The 21,972-nt window shown below is 71.7% G+C and carries 18 protein-coding genes and 1 pseudogene; 11 read left to right on the top strand and 8 right to left on the bottom strand.

The genetic code is table 11. The annotated features are described in order from the left end of the window. Nucleotides 1–22 precede the first annotated feature (22 nt). Together QSK37_RS36310 and QSK37_RS36305 are read left to right on the top strand one after the other, a co-directional pair. Entirely contained in the window at nucleotides 23–901 is an 879-nt protein-coding gene (locus QSK37_RS36310; RefSeq protein ID WP_285629994.1) for a TIGR03620 family F420-dependent LLM class oxidoreductase, read from the top strand. A 28-nt stretch (nucleotides 902–929) separates the two neighbouring features. Next, nucleotides 930–1,406 (top strand): MarR family winged helix-turn-helix transcriptional regulator, encoded by a 477-nt coding sequence (locus tag QSK37_RS36305; protein WP_285629992.1) that lies wholly within the window; start codon nucleotides 930–932, stop codon nucleotides 1,404–1,406. A 114-nt stretch (nucleotides 1,407–1,520) separates the two neighbouring features. On the opposite strand, the gene QSK37_RS36300 is transcribed toward QSK37_RS36305, so the two are convergent. Further along, the gene (locus QSK37_RS36300) at nucleotides 1,521–2,765 is read right to left on the bottom strand and encodes a serine hydrolase domain-containing protein (protein WP_285629989.1); all 1,245 of its coding nucleotides are present in this window, start codon (nucleotides 2,763–2,765) and stop codon (nucleotides 1,521–1,523) included. 212 nt (nucleotides 2,766–2,977) lie between these two features. Here QSK37_RS36300 and QSK37_RS36295 point away from each other — a divergent pair, with 212 nt between their 5' ends. Continuing rightward, on the top strand, nucleotides 2,978–5,140 hold the full coding sequence (locus QSK37_RS36295) for a molybdopterin-dependent oxidoreductase (protein ID WP_285629987.1): 2,163 nt from the start codon (nucleotides 2,978–2,980) through the stop codon (nucleotides 5,138–5,140). Here QSK37_RS36295 and QSK37_RS36290 read toward each other — a convergent pair. Then, the gene (locus QSK37_RS36290; protein ID WP_285629986.1) at nucleotides 5,130–5,948 is read right to left on the bottom strand and encodes a maleylpyruvate isomerase family mycothiol-dependent enzyme; all 819 of its coding nucleotides are present in this window, start codon (nucleotides 5,946–5,948) and stop codon (nucleotides 5,130–5,132) included. The genes QSK37_RS36295 and QSK37_RS36290 overlap by 11 nt on opposite strands. A gap of 156 nt (nucleotides 5,949–6,104) precedes the next feature. Between QSK37_RS36290 and QSK37_RS36285 the strand changes: the two genes are divergently transcribed. After that, nucleotides 6,105–6,734 (top strand): DUF4345 domain-containing protein, encoded by a 630-nt coding sequence (locus QSK37_RS36285; protein ID WP_285629982.1) that lies wholly within the window; start codon nucleotides 6,105–6,107, stop codon nucleotides 6,732–6,734. A 6-nt stretch (nucleotides 6,735–6,740) separates the two neighbouring features. Here the strand turns inward: QSK37_RS36285 and QSK37_RS36280 are convergent. The 3 genes and pseudogenes from QSK37_RS36280 to ligD form a co-directional block, all read right to left on the bottom strand. Next, a pseudogene (locus QSK37_RS36280) lies at nucleotides 6,741–7,178 on the bottom strand (transposase family protein); the annotation flags it as partial. A gap of 115 nt (nucleotides 7,179–7,293) precedes the next feature. After that, nucleotides 7,294–7,911 (bottom strand): TetR/AcrR family transcriptional regulator, encoded by a 618-nt coding sequence (locus tag QSK37_RS36275; protein WP_285629980.1) that lies wholly within the window; start codon nucleotides 7,909–7,911, stop codon nucleotides 7,294–7,296. 217 nt (nucleotides 7,912–8,128) lie between these two features. Then, nucleotides 8,129–9,343, bottom strand: a complete 1,215-nt coding sequence (ligD, locus tag QSK37_RS36270) for a non-homologous end-joining DNA ligase (protein WP_285629978.1) — start codon at nucleotides 9,341–9,343, stop codon at nucleotides 8,129–8,131. 150 nt (nucleotides 9,344–9,493) lie between these two features. Here ligD and QSK37_RS36265 point away from each other — a divergent pair, with 150 nt between their 5' ends. From QSK37_RS36265 to QSK37_RS36255, 3 genes are all read left to right on the top strand, one after another. Further along, on the top strand, nucleotides 9,494–10,402 hold the full coding sequence (locus QSK37_RS36265) for an alpha/beta fold hydrolase (RefSeq protein WP_285629976.1): 909 nt from the start codon (nucleotides 9,494–9,496) through the stop codon (nucleotides 10,400–10,402). A 9-nt stretch (nucleotides 10,403–10,411) separates the two neighbouring features. Continuing rightward, nucleotides 10,412–10,999: a hypothetical protein gene (locus QSK37_RS36260; RefSeq protein ID WP_285629974.1), complete on the top strand. Its 588-nt coding sequence runs from the start codon at nucleotides 10,412–10,414 to the stop codon at nucleotides 10,997–10,999. Between the two features lie 63 nt (nucleotides 11,000–11,062). Next, complete coding sequence (locus QSK37_RS36255; RefSeq protein WP_285629972.1) at nucleotides 11,063–11,629, top strand: hypothetical protein; 567 nt, start codon at nucleotides 11,063–11,065, stop codon at nucleotides 11,627–11,629. Nucleotides 11,630–11,631: 2 nt separating this feature from the next. Here QSK37_RS36255 and QSK37_RS36250 read toward each other — a convergent pair whose 3' ends face one another. The 3 genes from QSK37_RS36250 to QSK37_RS36240 all read right to left on the bottom strand — a co-directional run bounded on the left by QSK37_RS36250 (nucleotide 11,632) and on the right by QSK37_RS36240 (nucleotide 15,035). Next, on the bottom strand, nucleotides 11,632–12,441 hold the full coding sequence (locus QSK37_RS36250; RefSeq protein ID WP_285583913.1) for a dienelactone hydrolase family protein: 810 nt from the start codon (nucleotides 12,439–12,441) through the stop codon (nucleotides 11,632–11,634). Nucleotides 12,442–12,582: 141 nt separating this feature from the next. Further along, the gene (locus tag QSK37_RS36245) at nucleotides 12,583–13,938 is read right to left on the bottom strand and encodes a dipeptidase (protein WP_285629970.1); all 1,356 of its coding nucleotides are present in this window, start codon (nucleotides 13,936–13,938) and stop codon (nucleotides 12,583–12,585) included. Continuing rightward, the gene (locus QSK37_RS36240; protein WP_285629968.1) at nucleotides 13,935–15,035 is read right to left on the bottom strand and encodes an MFS transporter; all 1,101 of its coding nucleotides are present in this window, start codon (nucleotides 15,033–15,035) and stop codon (nucleotides 13,935–13,937) included. Before QSK37_RS36240 ends, QSK37_RS36245 begins: the two co-directional genes overlap by 4 nt. 70 nt (nucleotides 15,036–15,105) lie before the next feature. On the opposite strand from QSK37_RS36240, the gene QSK37_RS36235 reads away from it, so the two are divergent. The 4 genes from QSK37_RS36235 (at nucleotide 15,106) to QSK37_RS36220 (ending at nucleotide 21,790) form a co-directional block, all read left to right on the top strand. Then, nucleotides 15,106–18,069: an ATP-binding protein gene (locus QSK37_RS36235; protein ID WP_285629966.1), complete on the top strand. Its 2,964-nt coding sequence runs from the start codon at nucleotides 15,106–15,108 to the stop codon at nucleotides 18,067–18,069. 72 nt (nucleotides 18,070–18,141) lie between these two features. Then, nucleotides 18,142–19,752: a glycosyltransferase gene (locus tag QSK37_RS36230; protein WP_285629965.1), complete on the top strand. Its 1,611-nt coding sequence runs from the start codon at nucleotides 18,142–18,144 to the stop codon at nucleotides 19,750–19,752. Nucleotides 19,753–19,755: 3 nt separating this feature from the next. Next, nucleotides 19,756–20,823 carry a phosphotransferase family protein gene (locus QSK37_RS36225; protein WP_285629964.1) on the top strand — a complete coding sequence of 356 codons (1,068 nt, stop codon included), beginning with the start codon at nucleotides 19,756–19,758 and terminating at the stop codon, nucleotides 20,821–20,823. Between the two features lie 7 nt (nucleotides 20,824–20,830). Then, entirely contained in the window at nucleotides 20,831–21,790 is a 960-nt protein-coding gene (locus QSK37_RS36220; RefSeq protein WP_285629962.1) for an acyltransferase domain-containing protein, read from the top strand. Nucleotides 21,791–21,972: the final 182 nt, after the last annotated feature.

The following is a 21,972-nucleotide window of genomic DNA, read 5'->3' as shown; positions in this document are numbered from 1 at the left end:
ACGCATCAGAGAGGACACGACCATGCACATCGGGCGAACCGGCATCTGGAGCCCTGAACTGCGCGACCCGGGTCAGGCCGAGGAGGCCGCGGCCGAGCTGGACCGGCAGGGCTGGGGCGCGCTGTGGATCCCCGGACTCGGCGGCGGTGACATCCTCGGCGACGCCGAGCGGCTACTGCGCGCCACCGACGACGCCGTCGTCGCCACCGGGGTGTTCAGCATCTGGCGGCACCCGGCCGACGAGATGGCCGCCGGACACGCGCGGCTGCGGAAGACGTACGGCCACCGGCTGCTGTTCGGCCTCGGCGTCAGCGACGCCGAGGCCGCTCGCGCGGCCGGCGGGACGTACCGGCCGCTGGCCGCGATGAACGCCTATCTCGACCGCTTCGACCAGGCCCCGGAGCCGGTCCCGCCCGGCGAGCGGATCGTCGCGGCGATGGGTCCCAAGCTGGCCGAACTCGCCGCCCGGCGTAGCGCCGGCACGCACCCCTTCCTGGTCACCCCCGGCTTCACGGCCACCGCCCGGTCCCTGCTCGGCACCGGTCCCCTGCTGGCGCCCTACCAGGCGGTCGTGGTCGACGACGACGCCGGCCGGGCCCGCACCACCGCCCGCCGGTTCCTGGCCACGTTCATCGCCATGGACCACTACGCCCAGAGCCTGCTGCGCCAGGGATTCACCGAGGCGGATCTCGCCGACGGCGGCAGCGACCGGCTCATCGACGCGGTCGTCGCCTGGGGGGACGTCGCCACCATCGGCGAACGCGTCCGGGCCCACCACGACGCCGGCGCCGACCACGTCGCCCTGCACGTCATCACCGATCGGCCCGGACCGCCGCGGGCCGAGTGGCGGGCCATGGCCCCGCTCGCGCGAGGTCGATGTTCGCGCCGAAGCGATGCGTGATACGTCAACTTCCCCGTACGGTGGGCTCATGACCGCCGAAACGCGCTGGCTGACGACGACCGAGGAACGCGCGTGGCGCGGCCTGCTGAGGATGCACGACCTCCTGGTCAACCGGACCGGCCGCTCGATGCAGGATGAGTTCGGACTGTCCGCCACGGACTACACGGTTCTGGCCGAGTTGACCCGAGCGCCCGACGGCCGGCTGCGCATCCAGGAACTCTCTCGCGTCCTGGAGTGGGAGAAGAGCAGGGTGTCGCACCACCTCACGCGCATGGTGAGGCGCGGCCTGGTCTCCCGCGAGGAGTGCGAGGACGACAGGCGCGGGGCCTTCGTGGTGGTCACCGCCGAGGGCCGGGCGGCGATCGCGGCCGCCGCCCCGCGTCATGTCGAGGACGTCCGGCGCTACTTCCTGGACCACCTCACCCCCGGCCAGATCACCCTGCTGGCCGAGATCGCCGATGTGGTCGTCGAGAAGAACGTCTCCGGCCGAGAGGCCGCGCCGTGACGGACTCCACCCCGCCGCCGTGAGTTGATGGTCTCTTTCCGTTCCCACTCCCACGGGGTGACCCTGATCGGGGCGGACACCCGTTCCGCGGTCTGGATGCGTACCGAGGACGCTCTAAGGGCGCGTGACGTCGCCGGGCGGCCAGCCGGGTATGTCGTCCGCGGTCTCGTGCAGGGCCGTGTCGATGTCGCGGTAGGGCTCGCCCGACGGATCGTCCCGCTGGTCGAACATGACCGCCCACGTCAGGCCGTCGAAGCGGCGGACCAGCAGGGTGTGCGTGCCCGGCAGGCTTCCGCTGTGCCAGGTGACGAGGCCACGGCCGGTCTGCCGCACGTGCCAGCCGCAGGCGTAGTACCGGCCGCGCCTGGCGCCCGTCTCGGGTATCGCGAGCGCCGGGGCCACCGAGCCCGCGGACAGGACCGGGGTCACGCCGTCGTAGACCCGCGCGAGCCGCACCAGGTCCACCGGCGTGGCCAGCCACCCGCAGTTGAACGCGTTGTTCTCCTGGTTGAAGGTGCCGTACGGCGCGGCCACCTGCGCGCCCGAGGAGTCCATCACGGTCGTGCCCTTGTACTGCGAGTAGTACGGCACCTCGCCGGCCGCGGGCGCCAGGGTGTGGCCGAGCCGCATCCGGGTGACGCCGAGCGGGGCCAGCACCGCGTCCCGCACGTACGTCGCGTACGGCCGCCCCGTGACCTTCTCGATGATCCGGCCGAGGAGCAGGTAGCCGTAGTTGCTGTAGGCGAACGCCGTGCCCGGCGCGTGGTCGAGGGGCCGCGCCGTGACGTACCGGACGATGTCGTCCGGGCCGATCGGCAACGGCCGGCCGAGCGCCTTGGCGATCGCCACGTCGTCGAACATCGGGTCCCCCGACACCTCGCGGTCCCAGCCGCCGAGATGCCGGAGGAGCCGCGCGACGGTGACCTCCGTGAGGCGGGGGTCGGCCGCCGCGCCGATGTGGAGCAGGTCCGTCACCCGGTCGGACGGCCGGAGCCGGCCGTCCTGGATGAGCCGCAGGACCGCGGCGGCGGTGACCGGCTTGGTGACGCTCGCGGTACGGAACAGGGACGTGGGCCCGGTCTCCCGCGTCCCGCGGCCTCCCCGGCTGTAACCGCGGGCCAGCAGCAGCCGGCCGTCACGTGCCACGGCGAGCGAGCCGCACGGGATGGAGCGCTCCTCCATGAAGGCCATCACGGTGGCGTCGAACTCCTCCAGGCCGTGCAGTATCGGCCCGGCGACGCGCCAGGCGCGCCGGTCCCCGGCGCGCGCCGTACCCTGCGGGGCGGTTAAAAGGGCGGCCGCACCCACGAAGCCCGCGAGTCTGCCGAAGTCACGCCGGGTGAACCGGTCGGCCGTCAACGCCCCTCCAGAAAACGCGGTCCCGCCAGGACGACAGGGTCGCCGGCCTGGTAAAACTGCGCGATCCTCAGTCATCGCGGACTACCCGGCCGGGTGGCGGCCCGGCCACGTGCGCCGATCGGGGCGGCTACCGCTTCTCTTCCCCGTCGCGGCCCTCAGATACGCCGTGACCGGACAAATGCCCTTCAAAAGTGGCTACTTACAATGCGGACATGGCCACCGAGGAGCGGGTGACGTACTGCCGGATCTGCGAGCCCCTGTGCGGTCTGGTCGCCACGGTGGACGACGGCCGCCTCGTCCGCCTGCGGCCCGACGACCGGCACCCGCTGTCGCGCGGTTTCGCTTGCCCCAAGGGCATCGCCATGACCGACGTGCAGAATGACCCGGATCGCGTCCTTCGCCCGTTGCGCCGCCGCCCGGACGGCTCCGGGTTCGAGCCCGTGAGCTGGGACGACGCGCTCGACGACATCGGCCGGAGGCTGCGGCGGATCCTGCGCGACCACGGCGGCCCGGCGATCGGCTGGTACTTCGGCAACCCCGGCGCGTTCTCCTACTCCCACGCGCTGTGGCTGCAGGGCTTCATGACCGCCGTCGGCTCGCCGAACCTGTTCACGGCCGGCTCGCAGGACATCAACAACCGGTTCGTCGCGAGCCGTCTGCTGTACGGCTCGCTCACCCGCGTGCCCATCCCGGACCTCGCCCGCACCGAGTTCCTGCTGGTCGTCGGCGCCAACCCGCTGGTCTCCCACGGCAGCGCCGTCAGCGCGCCGCGGATCCGGGACCAGCTGCGCGCGATCACGCGGCGCGGCGGCAGGGTGGTGGTCATCGACCCGCGCCGGTCGGAGACCGCACGCGCCTTCGAGCACGTGGCGGTACGTCCGGACGGCGACGCCTGGCTGCTGCTGTCGCTGCTGCACGTGATCTTCGCGGAGGGACTGGAGGACACGGCGGCCCTCGCCCGGCAGGCGCGCGGCCTGGACGCGCTGCGCGCCGCGGCCGCCGCTCACCCGCCGGAGCGGACCGAGGACCGTACCGGCGTGCCGGCCGAGGTCGCGCGCCGGCTGGCCCGCGACCTGGCAGGCGCCGCCAGAGCCGCCGTGTACGGGCGCACCGGCTCCTGCCTGGGCCGGCACGGGACCCTGGTGGCGTACCTGCTCGACGCGCTGAACGTCGTCACCGGCAACCTCGACCGCCCCGGCGGCGCGGTGTTCGGCTCCTCACCGCTCGGGATCGAACGGCTCGCCGACCGCTTCGGCCTCGCCTCGTACGCGAAGCGGCGCTCCCGCGTGGGCGACCTCCCCGACGTGCTCGGCAGCTTCCCGGCGGCCCTGATGGCCAAGGAGATCACCACGCCGGGCCCGGGCCGCGTACGGGCGCTGTTCGTCTCGGCCGGGAACCCGGTCGTCTCGGTACCGGACGGCGACGAGCTGTCGGCCGCCCTCACCGAGCTGGAGCTGTTCGTCTCGATCGACCTGTACGTCAACGACACCAACCGGCACGCCGACTACGTGCTGCCGGCGGCGACCTTCCTGGAGCGCGAGGACCTGCCGGTGGCGAACCTGGGCCTGTTCGCCACACCGTTCGCGCAGTTCACCGAGCCGGTGCTGCGGCCGTACGGAGAGGCGCGGCAGGAATGGCAGATCATCGACGCGATCGCCCGCCGGGCCGGGCTGCTGCCCTTCGTGCCGCGCCCGCTGAGCCGGATCCTGCGTCGGGTTCCGTCGCCGCCACCGGTGTTCCTGCTGGACCTGGCGGTACGGCTGGGCCCGGGCGGCGACCTGTTCGGACTGCGGCGGCGTGGACTCAGCCTGCGCGCGCTGCGGCGGCGTCCGCACGGCGTGGTCCTCGGCGAGCACGTACGGACCGGGGTGCTGACCAAGGTGGTGCGGCACCGCGACCGCCGCGTACGGCTGGACCCGCCCGAGATTCTCGCGGAGCTCGGACGCCTCGGCACGGACGAGGAGGACCCGGCGTACCCGCTGCGCCTGATCGGCCTGCGCGAGCTGCGGTCGCAGAACTCCTGGATGCACAACTCCGCGACGCTGATGCGCGGCGGCCGGACGCACACGGCGCGGGTCCACCCGGCCGACGCGGCCGAGCACGACCTCACCGACGGCCGTATGTGCCGGATCACCTCGCCGTACGGCGCGATCGAACTGCCCGTCACGGTCACCGACGAGGTCATGCCGGGCACCGTGGCGGTGCCGCACGGGTGGGGCCACCAGGGCGGCGGCTGGCGGCGCGCCAACCGGGCCGGCGGCGCCAACGTCAACCTGCTGACCTCCTCCGACCCCGCCGACCTGGAACGCCTGGCGGGCATGGCGCACCTCAACGGCGTGCCGATCCGCCTCGGCCCGGCCGGGCTCAGATCGTGAACGCGAGGTTGTCGAGAACGCGGCGGGCCAGGTCGCGGTCGCCGTCGAGCTCGACACCGACGTGGTCACCGGTACGCCCGCCACCGAGGCGCAGGTACCGCGACGACGACATGCGCAGCACGGCCGTCGGCGGCCCCGGCGCCTCGTCCACGAGCCGGGCGCGGCCGTCGACGACGACGGTCAGCCGGCGGACCAGGGGCCCGGTCAGCTCGATCCGCACGATCGAGCCGTCGGGCGCCGCGGCGCGCTTGCCGACGAGGTAGCCCAGGGCACGGGTCGCCTCCTCCAGCGCCAGCTCGGCGGCCGGACCGGTCTCGTGGCCTGGTGCGCCGACCGCCTCGCGGATGTCCTGCTCGTGCATCCAGCAGTCGAAGACGCGGATCCGCATGAACCGGCCGTAAGTGGCCTGCCCGACGGGCGTCCAGCTCGGGGCGTCGAAGTCGGACCGCGTCATCCGCTCCAGCCGCGCGGCGCGGCGGGCGGTGACGTCGCGGAACCGAGCGAGCATCTCCCCCGGCGCCGCGTCGCGCAGCGCCTGAACCCACAGCTCGTTGAACGCGGCCACGTCGCCTCGTACGTGCGGCAGGGCACGCACGTCGACGCCGGGGGCCGGCGTCTCGTCGCCGGCGAGCGAGGCCTCGGTGCCGACGAGGTGGGCGACGACGTCGGTGACCCGCCAGCCGGGCAGACACGTCGGCCGGGTCCAGTCGCCGGGCGGCAGGCCGTCCAGCAGCGCGTCAAGGGCGGCCCACTCCGCGGTGAGCGCGGCGACCACGGTCTCCCTGCTCTCGCCGCCGGTATCGCCCATCGAAACCTCCCGGGGAACGCTTCGCTCGCAGGAGTGTTTCACGAACCCGCCGCCGGGGACCTGGTAAGTGATGCTGGACAGCGGAAGGATCCTCGCGAAGAACACCCTCGATGGGATCCCAGAGGACTGTCTTGCGGGCAGCAGGTCCAACTCGCGGTGGTTCAATTTCTTAAATCGTTCGATTTCTCGTTGTGCTGCTGCGACATTGAGCACGCCGCCTGCAACCATCCCGCCGGCACCCGGAAGGCACAGAGCCGTTTCTCGATCGAGTTCATCGGCCGCTGGTTGACCATCCAATCCCTTGCTTTCGGTGTCCCGAGTGATCGCGTCGCTCGAGGTGTGCGATCATCCACTAGTCGCATCCTGGGAGGTGCAATGGGTCGACGAGGTCTTCAGCTTCTACTCGGCGTATTGGCCACGGTTGCTGTGGCATCAGGGCTGTTCGGCATGATCTTCGGGCCCGAGTTTCTTCCGGACGGCGGCCACGTGAGCGCAACGATCGACAGCGAATATCGCTTCGTCAACGCTTTTTGGTTCACCGCCGGTGCGGTGGTGATGTGGTCGCTCCCTCGAGTCGAGCGGGCGACGGCCGTACTCCGACTCACGCTGGGAGCTGCATTCCTCGGCGGCGTGGCCCGGCTTTGGGCCGCAGCAGCGTCAGGCTGGCCCAACCCGGTCTTCGTGGCCGCGCTGGGCATCGAGCTGTTGCTCGTCCCAGTCACGCTCTGCTGGCAGGCAAGGGTCACCACTGCATCGGGAGCGTCCTCCGACCAAGACTCACCTTGACTTCGATCACACTGGGCACTCTCTCTGTAACTCTTGGTCGCTATGTGTGATCTTCAGACCGTACGGTCGTTCTCCTGGTGGAGTAGAACGAGGGCGGCGGAGGTGATGGCGCCGATGCGCCAGACCGATGAGATCGGCTCGAAAATCGGCCAGCGCGTCGATCACGCCATGGGTGCGGGCGCAGGTCATGTCGTGTTCACGACCGGGCCGCACCTCGGAGGTCCACAACGGCCATCCGTCGGGAGCGGAGATGACCTGGACGTTGCCGCCATGGTGCTTGTACTTACCCGACCACCACAGGTCAGCGCCGTTGGGGTCGGGCGCGGCCACCCGGTCGGTGGGGATGACGACCCCGTCCAGGTTGACGTGCGACAGGCCCGCACGCTGGGCTGCCGCCAAGACTCGCCGCAGGTCAGGAGCGTTGACGGCGAATATATGTGAGCCATACGAACGACCCATCAATTCACTCATCCACCGACACCCCGGGATGCTCAGGCTTGGCGAAACCACCAGCGAGGTCGCCGTTACAACCGCCTGGCCGGCAAATGCCATCGCGGTACTACGTACTGGCCCCTTCGAGCAGGTGAGAGTCGATGATCTGGTGCAGCGTGGCGGGTATCTCGGCGACCGTCGACCGGCCGGTCCTGGCCAGCAGGATCATGCCCTGGAACTGCGCGAGCAGGATGCGCGCGAGCAGGACGGGGTCCACACCCGGCCGCAGCGTGCCCTGGTCGGCCGCGTGGCGGCACAGGACGGCCAGCCGTTCCTCCCAGTCGGCGAACACGCTGGCGAGGTGTTCTCGTACGGACTCGTCGGCGCCGGCGAGCTCGGCCGCCAGAGTGCCGAACGGGCAGCCGACCAGCGCGCCGAAGCGAAGCTCGAAGCCCGCCTGGATCTCCCCGACGGCGTCGGCGACCGCGTGCAGCCGCCGGGCGGCATGGTCGGCGCCGTCGACCGCGCCCGCGGCCTCGAGGCGGGCCCACAGCGCCAGAGCGTGCCGGTCGACCACGGCGTTGACCAGCTCGGACTTGGAGCGGAAGAAGTAGTAGAACGTGCCCCTCGGGACACCGGTGGCCGCACACACCTCGTCCACCCCGACGGCCTGGTAACCGCGCGCCAAGAACAGCCGGGCCGCGGCCCTGACCAGCCGCTCCCGCGCGTCGCTCGAACGACCCACCCGCCGAACATCCCGGCTCGCCGGAGGTCTGTCAATCCGCCACGCACCGACGGTGATAATCGGACCGCGGAGCGAGGTCCGCTCGGCGGCGACCGAACCGGGCAGGACGCCGTGCGGGTCTACGACCGGGGCTGGAGCATCCGCCGGACCGCCCAGCGGTTCGGCCGGTCCTACGGAGCGATGCGCCGGAGAATCCTCAGGCGCCGGACGTCGCCGTTCAGCGGCCTTCCGGCCACGACGCGCCCGCCCACGGGTCGTAGTCGACCTCCAGCGGCTCCTGCGGTGGGCGCTCGCCCTCCGGGACGTGCTGGAGGTTGACCCGGACGCGGTACCAGACCGAGCTGCGACCGCGCATCCCGTCCGTCAGGATGTCGGCGGGCTCCAGGTGGCGCACCACGTCGGGGTGCCGGGCCTTCCAGCGGTCCAGGCCCGCCAGTGCCTCGTCCTTCGTACGGGCGCGTGCGATCTCGATGAGCGGCATCGTCGGCTGCCGGCGGCCGGTGCCCTTGGGCGGCTTCTCCGCCGGCCCGAGCCGGTCGGCCAGTTCCAGCAGGGGCTCCAGCGAGCCCGCGGTGCCCTCAAGGTCCGCCCAGGGGTCGCCGATCGCCGCGAACCGCTCTGGGACCGTGGCCACGGTGTACTCCGCGGGGCGGCAACCCGGCACCTCGTCCCAGGTGAGCGGGGTGGACACCCGGGCGTCCGCGGTCGGCCGAACGGAATAGGCCGAGGCGATCGTCCGGTCCTTGGCATTTTGGTTGAAGTCGACGAAGACGCCCTGCCGCTCCTCCTTCCACCATCGGCTGGTGGCCAGGTCGGGGGCGCGGTTCTCCACCTCGCGGGCGACGGTCTCGGCGGCGAGCCGCACGTCGCGGTACGGCCATCGGGGATCGATGCGCGTGTAGATGTGGAATCCGCGCGAGCCGGACGTCTTGGGCCACGCGGTCAGGCCGTGGTCCTCCAGCACCTCCTTGGCGACCAGGGCGACCTCGACGATCTGCCCCCACGGGACGCCGGGCACCGGATCCAGGTCGATCCGCAGTTCGTCGGGGTGGTCGAGGTCCTCCGCGAGCACCGGGTGCGGGTTGAGGTCGACGCAGCCGAGGTTGACCACCCAGGCGAGCTGCGCGGCGTCACGGACGACGACCTCGTCGGCGGAGCGGCCCGACGCGTAGTGCAGCCGCGCCACCTCGATCCAGTCCGGCCGCGTGGCCGGGGCGCGCTTCTGGAAGAAGGCCTCCTCGTCGATCCCCTTGACGAACCGCTTGAGGATCATCGGCCGGCCCGCGACGCCGCGCAGCGCGCCGTCGGCGACGGAGAGGTAGTAGCGGACGAGGTCCAGCTTCGTGTGACCACCGGACGGGAAGACCATCTTGTCCGGGTTGGTGACCGTCACCTCACGCCCGGCGACCTCCAGGACCTGCGACTTCGGCATGGGATCACCATAGGTCGCCGTGCCCGCGAACAGAATACCCGGGCCCGGATCCGGCCCTCTCGCAACGACTCCATTATACCAAGGTAATCGCACTTCTTCTACCATTCATCGGAAATGCAGAAAGCAATTAAGCCCGCTATATTCGCGGCCATGGATTGTGCGGAAAGTGCCTTCGTCACCTCGGCCGGGCTGCGTCTGTGGACCGAACGGTTCGGCGATCCGGAGCATCCGGCGATACTGCTGATCATGGGGACGGCCACGCCGGCGATCGGCTGGCCCGACGCACTCGTGGAGACGCTCGTCGACGGCGGACGCCAGGTGCTTCGCTTCGACCACCGCGACACGGGCCGGTCCGACCGCGTGGACTTCGCGCGGCACCCGTACACGCTCGCGGACATGGCCGGCGACGCGGTCGCCGTGCTCGACGGGTACGGCGTCGGCGCCGCGCACGTCGTGGGGGCCTCCCTCGGCGGCGCGATCGCTCAGTGGCTCGCCGTGCACCGGCCCGAGCGGGTCCGCACCCTCACCACGATCATGGCCGGCCCGATGGGCGCGGACGCCGGTCCCGCCTGGGCCCGCGCGCTCGCCGGGCAGGCGCCCGACCCCGGCGACCTGCCGCCGCCCGCGCCCCGGTTCCTGGAACACCTGGCCACGAAGGCGGCGATGCCGCGCACGACCCGCGAGGAGCACATCGCCGCGGACCTGGAGACCTGGCGCGTGCTGAACGGCGGCGTGCTGCCCTTCGACGAACCGGCCGCCCGGCGGTTCGTGGCGAACTCCTTCGACCGCGCGAGCGACTACGCCGCGGCGGCCAACCACGATCTGGCCGGCCGGCGGATGACCGACGACCGGCGCGTCCCGCTGTCATCGATAACGGCGCCGACGCTGGTGCTGCACGGCACCGAGGACCCGCTCCGGCCGCTGCCGCACGGCGAGGCGCTCGCCGCCCAGGTCCCCGGTGCCCGGCTGCGGACGGTCCCGGGCATGGGTCACGCGTTCTTCTCCCCCGGCCTGCCCCGCCGGATCGGCGAGCTCGTCCTGGAGCACACGATGGTTTGATGGGCGGCCATGAAGGGGTTCGCGAGGCGGGAGTTCCAGCTCGTCCTGCTGCGGCGCATGGCCGACTACCAGCCCGACCTGGTGGCCGGGGCGATGCGTTCGCTGGACGCGTCGCGTACCGAGATGCGGCAGGTGAACGCGCGCTGGCAGCGGATCCTGCGGTCGCGGGCCTTTCCCGGTGGTGAGCGCCGGCTGCGGATGGTGCTGGGGCCGCCCGCCGACGGTGCCGAGCGGACGCTGGGCGACGTCACCTGCCGTACGGACTGGTGGGACCTGCCGCTCTGGCCGGACCTGCGGTTCGAGGCCCTGATCGGGCCCGACGGGGCGGTCCTGCACGAGTGGCTGGTCCGGCCCGAGGGGGCGCCGGCGCCGCGGATCGACGGCGTCGCGGACCTGCGGCCGTGGTCGTGTGTCGTCTCCGACGTGGCCGAGCGGTTCCCGCCGGCCCGTCACCAGGCCGACACGGTGCCGAGCCGGTGGCAGGTGGGCTTCACCGCTCCGGGCGAAGGATCCGCCGCGTGCTCGTACGTCGCCCATTTCGTGTGGGGACTGTTGCAAACCGTGGAGCGGGACAGTCCCCGCGCCGTGTCACCATGAGGAGATCATGCGAGTGCCGGGACGCCCCCGCGCCCCGGTGAATGAGGCAGCGAGGACCGCTCAGTGGCAAAGCTCGACATCACCACGCTGACCCGGGCCGCGGACGAACTCCTCGAACGCGTCGAGAACCCGCACCGCCGGCGGATCTTAGAGAACTACCGCCGTCACGCGCTGCTCCAGGTGACCGGCCGGTGGGAGCAGATCTTCGTCCCGGAGATGACGGTGGAACACCCCGTCTGTTACCTCAACATCAACCGCGCGAGCGCCACGCTCGACGGGCCCGACGAGGTCGCCGCCTTCTACCGGACGCTCGCCGACAGCGGGACCAACGTCATGGTGCTCCAGGACGAGCAGCTCGCGGTGGCCGACTGGGGGCTCGCGACGGAGGCGACCTTCAACACCTACGCCCGCGGCCACGTGATCCCGGACGGCGACCCCGAGGGGTACTACCTCGTGCGTCAGCGGATCGCCATGCACTGGCCGTACGACGGGCGCGGGCGCCTGCTCGGCGGGCACCTGTACGAGCACGCCGACCTGACCGAGGTGCGGCGGATCACGGAGCCGGACTTCATCACCGTCGCCGACGCGCGCGCGAGGCTCGACCCGCTGATCCGTCCGCTGCCCGGCTGAGCTCAGCCGGGCAGGAGCCGCTCGCGCAGGAAGTCCACGACCCGGTCGCGGGCGGCGAGGGCCTGGTGGCCGGGCTCCTCGCGCACCTCGGCGGTCAGCACCGAGTGCGCAGCCCGGCCGAAGCCGCCGGCGTTGCCCGGCGAGGAGTCCAGCTCGATGACCTCGAAGGCGTCGCCGAGGTGCTCCCGCAGTGTCACGAACCGGTCCGGCGGGCTGGTGCGGTCGCCGGTGAAGCGCAGCCCGAGCACGCACAGGCCGGACCGGGCCGTACGGTCGACCACGGTGGCGAGCTCCTCCCGGGAGACGCCCGCGTCGCGCCGGCGGCCCTTGCTGACCGGGAGCGGCACGGACGGCTGGCTGAGCACCGGGGCGAGCACGGCGTCATCCACCGCGGCGGCGAGGGCGAACCCTCCGGTGAAGCACATGCCGATGACCCCGACGCCGGGTCCCGGGGTGCGGGCCGCGAGGTCGCGGCAGAGCTCGCGCAGGTAGTCCGCGATCGGCCGGCGCGCGTTGACGGCGAAGGCGCGGAACTCCGCCGACACGCAGACCCGGGCCACCGTCCCCGCGACGTACGGACCGGACATCGGGCGGCCCGGCGTGCCGAACAGCGACGGGATCGCGACCGTGAAGCCCTGTTTCACCAGGTGGTCGGCCAGACCGAGCACCTCGGGCGTGATGCCGGGGATCTCCGGCACGAGCACGACACCCGGGCCGTCGCCCTTCTCGTACACGTCGTGAGTGATCCCCGCCCCGGTGAACGGGGCGCTCTGCCAGCCGGTGAGTTCCGAAGTCGGCGCCGAACCTGTCACGGTGCCTCCTTTGCCGTCGCGTGCCCGTCATCATCGCGAACCCGGCGCGGGGCGTCGAGGCCTGCGGGTAAGGCTGCCGGCGCCAGGGCATGACATCGGGCGCTTCGGCCGCGCGTCGAGCGGATCGGGCCGCCAGCGTTGTCATCGAGATCCTTGGCCGGACGCGAGTTCGTTGAGCAGGAGCGTTTCGGCCAGGCACGCGTGTTCGAAATCGGCGAGATGCAGGTTCTCGTCGGTGCTGTGCGCTCGGCAGGTGGGGTCGGCTCCTGCGCTGGTGACGAGGATCGCCGTCTTGGGGAATGCCGCGGCGAATTCCGCGACGAACGGGATCGCGCCACCGCCTCCGATGTCGACGACGTCATTGCCGTAGGCGTCCTGGTAGGCCCGTCGTGCGGCGTCGTAGACGGGTCCGCGTGGATCGATGGCGTGCGGCTGTGCCGAATCGGTGGCGGTGACCTTGACTCGTACGCCCCCAGGTGCGTGTTCATGCAGGTGCCGGGCCAGCGCGGCGTGGGCGGACGACGCGTTGTCACCGGGTGCGAGCCGCAGGCTCACCTTGGCCCGGGCCACGGGTGTGAGGGTGTTGGACGCGTCGGCCACCCGGGGTGCGTCGATCGCCAGTACCGTCGCTGCGGGTTTGGCCCAGATCCGCTCCGCGACGGTGCCGCTGCCCAGGAGCGGGACGCCGTCGAGTACGGCGGCCTCGACTCGGAACCGTTCCTCGGGGTAGTCGACCGTCGGGCACCGGGCGGTGACGAGCCCGTCCACCGCGACGTCGCCGTGGTCGTCATGCAGGGTGGCGAGCAGCCGGCAGAGTGCGGTCAGCGCGTCGGGGGCGGCACCGCCATAGGTGCCGGAATGCGCGCCGTGTTCGAGGGTCCGCACCTCGACGACGCAGGCGGCGAGGCCACGCAGCGTGGTGGTGAACGCGGGGACGCCGACCGCGAAGCTCTCGGAGTCGGCGAGCACGATGGCGTCCGCGGCGAGCCGGTCGCGGTGGCGGTCGAGGAACGCGCCGAGACTCGGGGAGCCGATCTCCTCCTCACCTTCGATGAGGACCGTGAGTCCGACCGGCGGCCGACCGTCGTATGCCCGGATCGCCGCCAGGTGCGCGGCGATGCCGGCCTTGTCGTCGGCAGATCCTCGCCCGTAGAGCCGTCCGCCGGTCTCGCACGGTTCGAATGGTGGGTTCGTCCACGTGGAAGGGGCACCAGCGGGCTGAACGTCGTAGTGGGCGTAGAGCAGGACGGTGGGCCGGCCCGCGGGCGGCGGAAAATGGGCGAGCACGGTCGGCCGGCCGTCCTCGATGTCGTCCAGGATCTGGGTCTCGTGCGCGCCCGCCGCAGCGAAGAGTTCGGCTGTCATTTCCGCACAGCGGCGCAGCTCTGGCGCAGCGCCGGGGTCGGCGCTCACGGAGGGGATGCGTATCAGGGCCTTCAGGTCGGCCAGGACACCGGGCAGTACTCGCCGTACGGCTTGGCGAAGGTCGTCGCTCATCGAGTCCTCCGTCGGTCGATCCAGGTCGGGATGAGGGCGGCGACCAGCACGACGGCGGTCAGCGCGAATCCGGCCGCGTAGCCCACGTGTCCGGCCACCAGTCCGAAGCCGACGGCGCCGAAGCCCATGCCGCCGTCCCAGGCGAGGTTCCACAGCGCGCTCGCCCGGCCGAACTCCGGTTTCGGCGTTCGTTGGAACATCAGCGTCAGGGTGATGTTCTGAGCGGCCCCGAACCCGGCCCCGAAAAGTCCGGCTCCTGCGACCAGTAGGTACGGGTTGTGCAGCCAGACGAGTCCGGCAGTGCCGGCGGCGGCCGCGAGAACCGCGGGAAGGAGCAGGTGCGCGATGCCGTGGCGGTCGCCGTAGCGGCCCACGAGCCAGCGGACGAGCGGCATGGCCGAAGCCTGGACCAGCAGCGCCAGCGCGGCCGTGCCCCGCGCCCCGGCCGACACGGCAAGAGGCAGAAAGGTCAGCACGATTCCCGCCGCCACCGTGATGGCCGCGAAGATCATCACAGGTCGGGCAAGTCCGCCGTCGCGCAGCCCGCCCAGAACTCCCGTGTGATGCTCGGCTGATCCCCGCGCGGCGGGCAGGCCGGCCACCGCGGCGAGCGTGGCCAACGGCACCGCCGCCCCAAGGACGAACACGGCTCCGTAGCCGATGTGCGCGCTCAGCCACACGCCCAGCGGCAGGGCCACGACGGCGGGAACCCCTACGGCGACGCCGTACAGGCCCAACGCCTCACCGCGCCGCCGGTCCGGGACCAACTCGGCGACCAGCGTGGGACCGGCCACCACGACGATTCCCAGTCCCGCCCCCCGAGCCACGCAGGCGGCCAAGACCAGTGGCAGCGCAGGCGAGACCACCAGAACGGCCGACGGCACGCCCAGCAACAGCAGCCCCAGGGCGATCCCCGTGCGATAGCCGCATCGCCTCAGCACCGCCGGTACGGCGAGCTCCATCAGCACGGTGGCCGCCATCATCACGCCGGTCGACAGCCCCGCGCCCGTGTCGCCTGTCCCACTCGTCGCCACGTACAGCGGCACCACCGAAACCAGCAGGTAGAAGGCGGTGAGCGAACCGAGGGACGCAGTCAACAAAAGGATCATCTGACGGTTCAGCAACGTACGCCGCGCCGTTCCCATCTCCAGCTCGGTCACCGGAGCAGTGTTCTCCGGCGGCCGGCCTTCGCGGATCGGGCGAGCACCCTATCCGGTATCCCTAGATGTCGGATCCGGTATCCCTATCTGGAAATCTGTAGGCGTGAACGTGGATGCCGCAGGCTCGTCCTTCGTGGGGCGAGGCGAGGAACTCGCCGTGTTCCGCGAAGCCTGTGCCCGAGTCCGGCAGGGGTCGCCCGCGGCGGTGCTCGTCGGCGGTGAGGCCGGCGTGGGCAAGTCTCGGTTGGTGGCCGAATTCACCGCCGGGTTGTCGAAGAGGGAGCTCGTACTCCTCGGCGGGTGCGTGGAACTCGGCGCGAATGGGCTGGCGTTCGCGCCGTTCGCCGCGGTGCTGCGCACTCTGGTACGAGAGCTCGGCGTGGCCGGTGTCTCAGAGGTGTTGCCCTATGGCGAGGCGCGGGAACTGGGCCGGTTGCTCCCGGCGCTGGGATCGTCCGGCGGCGATGGCGCCGACGGTATGGCTCGCGCGCGCCTCTTCGAGGAGTTTCTGGCACTTCTTGCGGGTGTGGCCGAGCAGCGGTCCATCGTGCTGGTCATCGAGGACATGCACTGGGCGGATCGATCCAGCCGAGAGCTGCTCAGTTTCCTCCTCCGTAACCAGCACGCCGTTCCGGGCCTGCTGGTGATCGCCACTCACCGCAGTGATCAGATGCAGCGGTCCCATCCGCTGCGTCGCCTCTGGGCCGAACTGGACCGGTTGGCGTGGGTGAGGCGGTTCGAGCTCGGCCGGATGACCAAGAACGAGGTCATCAGCCGGCTTCGCGGTCTCCTCGGTCGCGAGCCGGACGCCCGGCTCGGCGAGGAGATCTTCCGGCGCAGTGCGGGTAACCCGCTGTTCGTGGAGGCCCTGTCGGCCGGGGCTGACGCGCCGGTGCCCGAGTCCATCCGCGACCTGCTTCTCACCCCGCTCGAGCAGCTGCCCGCCCGTACCCGGCAGGTCGTACGGGCCGCAGCGGTCAGTGGGGTTCGAGTCGGTCACCCGTTGCTCTCCGCGGTCACCGAGCTCGACGATGCGGCACTGACGAGCGAATTGCGGCCGGCGGCGGAATCGAACCTCATGCTGGTCGAGGAGAACGGTTATTCGTTTCGGCATGCACTGGTCCGGGAGGTGCTGTACGAGGACATGCTGCCCGGGGAGCGGACATTGCTGCACGTGCGCTACGCCGACGCGCTCGAGAAGGACTCCTCCCTTGCCTCGGACGGCCGCGCGGCGGTCGAGTCCGCCCATCACTGGTACGCGTCGAAACGCCGGCCCGCCAGGGCGCTGGCGGCCTCCTGGCGGGCCGCCGCCGAGGCTTCGGCATCGCTGGCCTATGCCGAGCAACTGCACATGCTCCTTCAAGTCCTGGAGCTGTGGGAATGCGTTCCCGACGCCGCGGATCAGATCGCGACGTCCCGCGACGAGGTGGTCGAGAAGGCGGTGCACGCGGGCATGGCGGCCGGCGAAGGCGGGCGGGCCATGGAGCTGATCGCTGCCGCCCTCCCGGAGAACGGCGATCCGGTCCGCGCGGGCCGGTTGCTCACGTGCCGTGGTGAACTGCGCTTCGTCCTCGGACTGCCGGGCGACGTGGCCGACCTCCGGGAGGCGGCGCTCCTCATTCCGGACGGCCACGATCTCCGTGCGTCCGTCCTCAACACGCTGGCCAACCGTCTGCTGACCATCCCGCGCGAGGAGGAAGGCCGCGCCGCCGCACGGGAGGCCATGGCGGCGGCACGGGCGACCGGCGACCCCAGGTCCGAGATCATCGCCACCGTCAACCTCGCCTACGCTCAGGCTCGCGCCGGCGACATCGACGCGCACCTGCCCCACCTCGTTGCCGCGCGAGCCATGGCCGACCGCATCGGTGACCACAGCGCCCTCATGCACGCCTACCGGTGTGAGGCGGACGTGCTGCAGAGCGCCGGTCGATACGAACAAGCGGCCGAGGCGGCCCGGCATGGTCTGCGCACCGCGGCCGAGGCCGGGCTGGCCCGTACGTCCGGTCCGACGCAGGCCGGCAATCTCGCCGAGGCGCTGATCGCCCTGGGCCGCTGGGACGAGGCGACCGAGGTGATCGATCATGTCCTCGACCTCACACCGCCTCCCAGCCTGCACGCTTACCTGCTGGTTCTGCGCGGAACGATCGCGCTGGGCCGAGGCGACCTCGACCTGGCCCGAACCTGCACGGACTACGCCCGCGAGGTCTTCACCCGGGGCACGTCCTACGCCCAGGACCATCTTCTGCTGGTGCACCTCGAAGTGGACCTGCGGCTCGCCCAGGGTCGACGGCCGGACGCCATGCGTCTCGTCGAGCAGGCGCTGACCACCGACGAGATCGAGACGAGCCCGCGCTACCTGTGGCCCGTGATCGAGGCCGGAGCCCGAGCCGGTGTCACCGGCCTGGACGGAACGGCGGCCGCGCTTCCGGTCATCGGCCCGGTCCAGCGCGCCCACCAGCTCACCTTCACCGCCGAGACACGAAGCCCCGACCGATGGGATCGCGTCGCGGCCGCCTGGGCCGACCTGCGGCAGCCCTACCCACAGGCCTTGGCACTCCTTCGGGCAGCCGAGGTGGCCGCGGACGCCGGAGACCGTGCTTTGGCACAATCGCACCTGAGCCGCGCCGCCGCCCACGCGGACCGGCTGTCCGCCCACCCCTTGCGTACCCGGATCGACCGGCTGGCGAGACTCGCTCGCATTTCCCTCACTCCGGCCAACGGGTCACGCGCGGAAGACGGACAGAAACGCTTCGACCTGACGCCACGTGAGCGTGAGGTGCTCGATCTGATCGCCGACGGTCGCACGAATCGCCAGATCGCCGAGGAACTGTTCATCTCGGTCAAAACCGCAGGCAACCATGTCTCCAGCATCCTCGCCAAACTCGGCGCGACCAGCCGCCTCCAAGCCGCCACCACCGCCCACAGACATCAACTCATCCGCACGACGGGGGAGGACATGGGCAGCGAATAAGCCATCGTCGAGCGCGATCGGTCTTCTCTCCGCGGGGGAACCACCGGAGGACGGATCACGTCCAATTCGGTGATGCCGGGCAAACTGTGGAGAAGCGACAGTTTCCGCAAGGGAGCCGGTGTCACGCTCGTCGTGGCGTCGCTGATCTACGCCGGTTGGATCGTCGCCGACCTCACCGTCCGCGACCTGTGGGTGTCCCTCCCCTTCCTGCTGGCGAACGCCTTCCTCATCGCCCTGCTCTTCGTCACCGTGTACGACAACTGGCACCGGCTGCCGCTCGCCGTCGCCACTCCCCCGGACCTCGCCGAGCCGTACGTGGCCGTGCTCGTGCCCACGTACAACGAGCCGCCCGCGATGGTGCGGCGCACCCTGGAGAGCGTGCTCACCCAGCGGTGGGGCCACGACCGCCTCGTCGTGGTGGTCGGCGACGACGGTCACCGCCCCGCCGTACGGGCGATGGTCGAGGACCTGCGGCAGCGCTTCCCGGCCGTGCCGCTGCACCACCACCTCCCGCCGCGCCGGCACACGCCGGAGCGGCGGGGCGACGCCAAGGACGGCAACCTCAACTCCATGCTGGACTTCGTCGTCCGCGCGTACCCGGAGATCGAGTTCGTCGAGACCCGTGACGCCGACGACCTCGTGGGCGACCCGGACTTCCTGCGGCACACGGTCGGGCACCTCGTGCGCCATCCGGACATCGCGTACGTGCAGACCGTCAAGGACGCGCACGTGAGTCCCGGCGACCCGTTCGGCAACCGACGCCGGTTCTTCTACCGGGGCATCATGCTCTCGCGGGCCGCCGCCGGGGCCGCGTTCCCCTGCGGCAGCGGGCTCGTGTGGCGGCGCTCGGGCCTGGCGGCGATCGGCGGCTTCCCCACCTGGAACCTGGTCGAGGACCTGTACTCCGGCTACCTCGCGCTCCAGCACGGGCTGCGCGGGGCGTACCTGCCGATCGACGGCGCGGTCGGCCAGGTCGCACCCGAGGACCTGCCCAACGTCTACAAGCAGCTCGGCACGTGGGCGATGGACACCATGCGGATCTTCTTCTGGCGGTCGCCGCTGACCACGCGCGGCCTGTCGTTCCGGCAGCGGCTGCAGTTCCTCGAGGTCGGGCTGTTCTACCTGTCGAGCGTGCCGACGCTCGTGCTGATCCTGACCCCGGCGAGCTGCCTGCTGTTCGACGTGCGCATGTTCTCCTCGCACGTCGTCGCGCACATCGCCTACTCGGCCCTGTACGTCGTGCTGCTCGCGGCCTACATGTACGTGCTGGGCAACGGCACGTCGTGGCGCGAGGTGGTGCGGGCCAAGCAGATGTGGGTGGGGCTGATGTTCGTCTACATCTCCGCCTGCCTGCGCGCGCTGTACTACGGGCCGCACCGCAAGCCGGCGTACCGGGTCACCCGCAAGGACCGGCGGGCCGCGCTGTACCTCAAGGAGGTGGCGCCGCACCTCGCCCTCCTCCTGCTGCTCGTCGCGGCCGTCGTCCGCCACCTGCTGTCGCTGCCCGGCTCGCCCGCGCATCGGCTCGACCTCGGCTCGGTCTTCTGGGCGGTCAGCTACGGGACCCTGCTCTGCGCCTTCATCCGGCGAAGCTGGTACGGGCTCGGAGAACCGCCGCCCGAACCCGGTGCCCGCGCCCCCGATCCGGCCGCCGACGTCGACGAGACCGCGCTGAAAGGCTGATACGTGACGGCGAGAACCTACTCCGAGCGCCTTGGCCCGATCACGGACCGGCAGCTCCAGGCCGCGCTCGACCGGCACGGGCTGGGCCGTCTCGTCGACGCCGAGCCGATCCCGCACGGGCACTTCGGGCAGAACCTCTTCCTGCGGAGCACCGGCGGGGAGTACGTGCTGCGCGGCAACCCGTCGTTCCCGGGCCAGTTCGCCGCCGAACGGTTCCACGTGGAGCTGCTGGCCGGGGCGACACGGGTGCCGGTGCCGACGCCGTACCGGATCGACCCGGATCCCGGCGTGTTCGGGTGGAGCTACGTCATCATGCCGCGCATGCCCGGTCTCCAGCCGTCCGACCCGGACGTCCGCGACCGCCTGGGCACCGTGGAGAGACACGGCATCGCGCGGGCGCTGGGCGCCAACCTCGCGGCGATGCACGCGGTCACCGCGGAACGGCCGGGCCGGTTCGCCGCCGGCACCGGGACGGCCGGCCCGCTGGAGGCGCCCGGCGAGTCGACCTGGAGCGCCGGGCCCCGCAGGCCGTGGACCGGCCCGTACGACCGGTGGGTGGCCGAACGCGTCACGCGCCGGCTGGAGACGGCCCGCGACCACGACCGGCGCGCCACCACCTCCGCCGACCTGACCTGGGTACGCGGCCTCCTCGCCGACGGCGCCGAGGCGATGGCCGAGCCGTTCCGGCCGTGCCTCGTCGTGGAGGACTACAAAGAGGGCAACGTCGTGGTGACCGGCGGCGGCGCCGACTGGACGGTCAGCGGCGTCTTCGACCTGGTCGAGTGCTACTTCGGCGACCCGGAGGCCGACCTGGCGCGGACGGCGTGCGCGTACCTCGACGAGGACCCCTCGCCGGCGCGCGCCTTCCTCGGCGCCTACCTGGCGGCGCGCCCGCCCCGGCCCGGATTCCGGCGGCGCGCGACGACGTACCTGCTCCAGGACCGCGCCCTGCTGTGGGAGTTCTTCCAGCGGCACCACCTGCGCTGGTGGCCGGAGACGTGGACGTTCCGAGACTGGGCGGGCCGCTATCTGTCCCTCCTGGAGCCGGTCCTGCCCGGTCCGGGCGGATAATCGGGCGATGCACCAACGAGACACGAGTGAGGTCGCCGAGCGACTGCACCTGCCGCCGGAGGCCGCCGCATGGGTGCGCGGGCTGGACGGCGAGACGCCGCCGGAGCCGCGCCTGCCGCCGTACGTGGAGGCGCCGGCGCTGCTCGACCGGCTCGCCGTCGACCCGCGGGACGTCGCGGAGATCCTCGCGGGCTGGCCGTCCGCCGAGTGGCCGCCCGACCTCCTCTGGCTGCTCGGGAAGGTCACCGCCGCCGTACGCGCGGACCTGGGCGGTGCCGGATGGCTGGTGCCCGGGCCCACGCTGCCGCGGGACCGCGGTCCCGCCTGGCGGCACTTCTACGTCTACGCCTACCTCGCCCTGCTGGAGGACGTCCGCGCCTACCACGCGCGGCGCGGCGTACCGGAGGAGGTCTCGTGGACCACGCTCGCCGACCTCGGCCGCAACCTCGCCATCGACCGGCGCATGAACGGCGAGGGCTGGCCCGTCATGCTGCAGTGGCTGACCCTGCACGTCCGCGGCGCCATCTACGAGCTGGGCCGGCTCCAGTTCCACCGGCGGCGCACCCCGGAGTCGCGGTCCCTGTCGCTGCACATCCCGCGGTCCGGCCCGCTCACCCCGCCGTCGTGTGACGCGTCGTTCGCGCGCGCCCGGGCGTTCTTCCCCCGGCACTTCCCGGACGAGCCGTACGAGGAGATCACGTGCGGCTCATGGCTGCTGGACCCGACGCTCGCGGAGTACCTCCCCGCCGACTCCAACATCATCCGCTTCCAGCGCCGCTTCGAACTCCAGCCGGGCGGCGAGGACGGCACCGAGGACTTCCTCCGCTTCGTCTTCGGCACGCTCGCGACACCACTGGACGAGCTGACGGCACGGACCACGCTCCAGCGCGCCGGCCTGGCGCACCTTCGCGCCGGCGGCCGCTGGCTCAACCGTACGGGCCGGATCGCGCTGGACGGCCGCCCCTGAGCGTCCCGCTCGCGGACCGTGAGACACGCCGGATCTCGTCGGTCCCGCACCGGCGGGTGGCCGCGGATCGACGGAGCCCGCCGGGCACGGGGCGCCCGTGCCCGGCGGGCCACGGGGTCACTGGCAGATGCTGCCCTTGCTGCTCATCGTGAGCACGTTGCAGGCCAGCTCTTCCTGGATCG

The organism is Actinoallomurus iriomotensis, from assembly GCF_030269445.1.
Taxonomy (GTDB): Bacteria; Actinomycetota; Actinomycetes; order Streptosporangiales; family Streptosporangiaceae; genus Actinoallomurus; species Actinoallomurus iriomotensis.
This window is presented reverse-complemented; position numbering and strand designations above follow the sequence as displayed.

What these genes read in the sequence shown, in the direction of transcription:
- QSK37_RS36310 (WP_285629994.1), top strand. Translation starts at nt 23, where the DNA reads ATGCACATCGGGCGAACCGGCATCTGGAGCCCTGAACTGCGCGACCCG.
- QSK37_RS36305 (WP_285629992.1), top strand. Translation starts at nt 930, where the DNA reads ATGACCGCCGAAACGCGCTGGCTGACGACGACCGAGGAACGCGCGTGG.
- QSK37_RS36295 (WP_285629987.1), top strand. Translation starts at nt 2,978, where the DNA reads ATGGCCACCGAGGAGCGGGTGACGTACTGCCGGATCTGCGAGCCCCTG.
- QSK37_RS36290 (WP_285629986.1), bottom strand. Translation starts at nt 5,948, where the DNA reads ATGGGCGATACCGGCGGCGAGAGCAGGGAGACCGTGGTCGCCGCGCTC.
- ligD (WP_285629978.1), bottom strand. Translation starts at nt 9,343, where the DNA reads ATGCCGAAGTCGCAGGTCCTGGAGGTCGCCGGGCGTGAGGTGACGGTC.
- QSK37_RS36265 (WP_285629976.1), top strand. Translation starts at nt 9,494, where the DNA reads ATGGATTGTGCGGAAAGTGCCTTCGTCACCTCGGCCGGGCTGCGTCTG.
- QSK37_RS36260 (WP_285629974.1), top strand. Translation starts at nt 10,412, where the DNA reads ATGAAGGGGTTCGCGAGGCGGGAGTTCCAGCTCGTCCTGCTGCGGCGC.
- QSK37_RS36245 (WP_285629970.1), bottom strand. Translation starts at nt 13,938, where the DNA reads ATGAGCGACGACCTTCGCCAAGCCGTACGGCGAGTACTGCCCGGTGTC.
- QSK37_RS36230 (WP_285629965.1), top strand. Translation starts at nt 18,142, where the DNA reads ATGCCGGGCAAACTGTGGAGAAGCGACAGTTTCCGCAAGGGAGCCGGT.
- QSK37_RS36220 (WP_285629962.1), top strand. Translation starts at nt 20,831, where the DNA reads ATGCACCAACGAGACACGAGTGAGGTCGCCGAGCGACTGCACCTGCCG.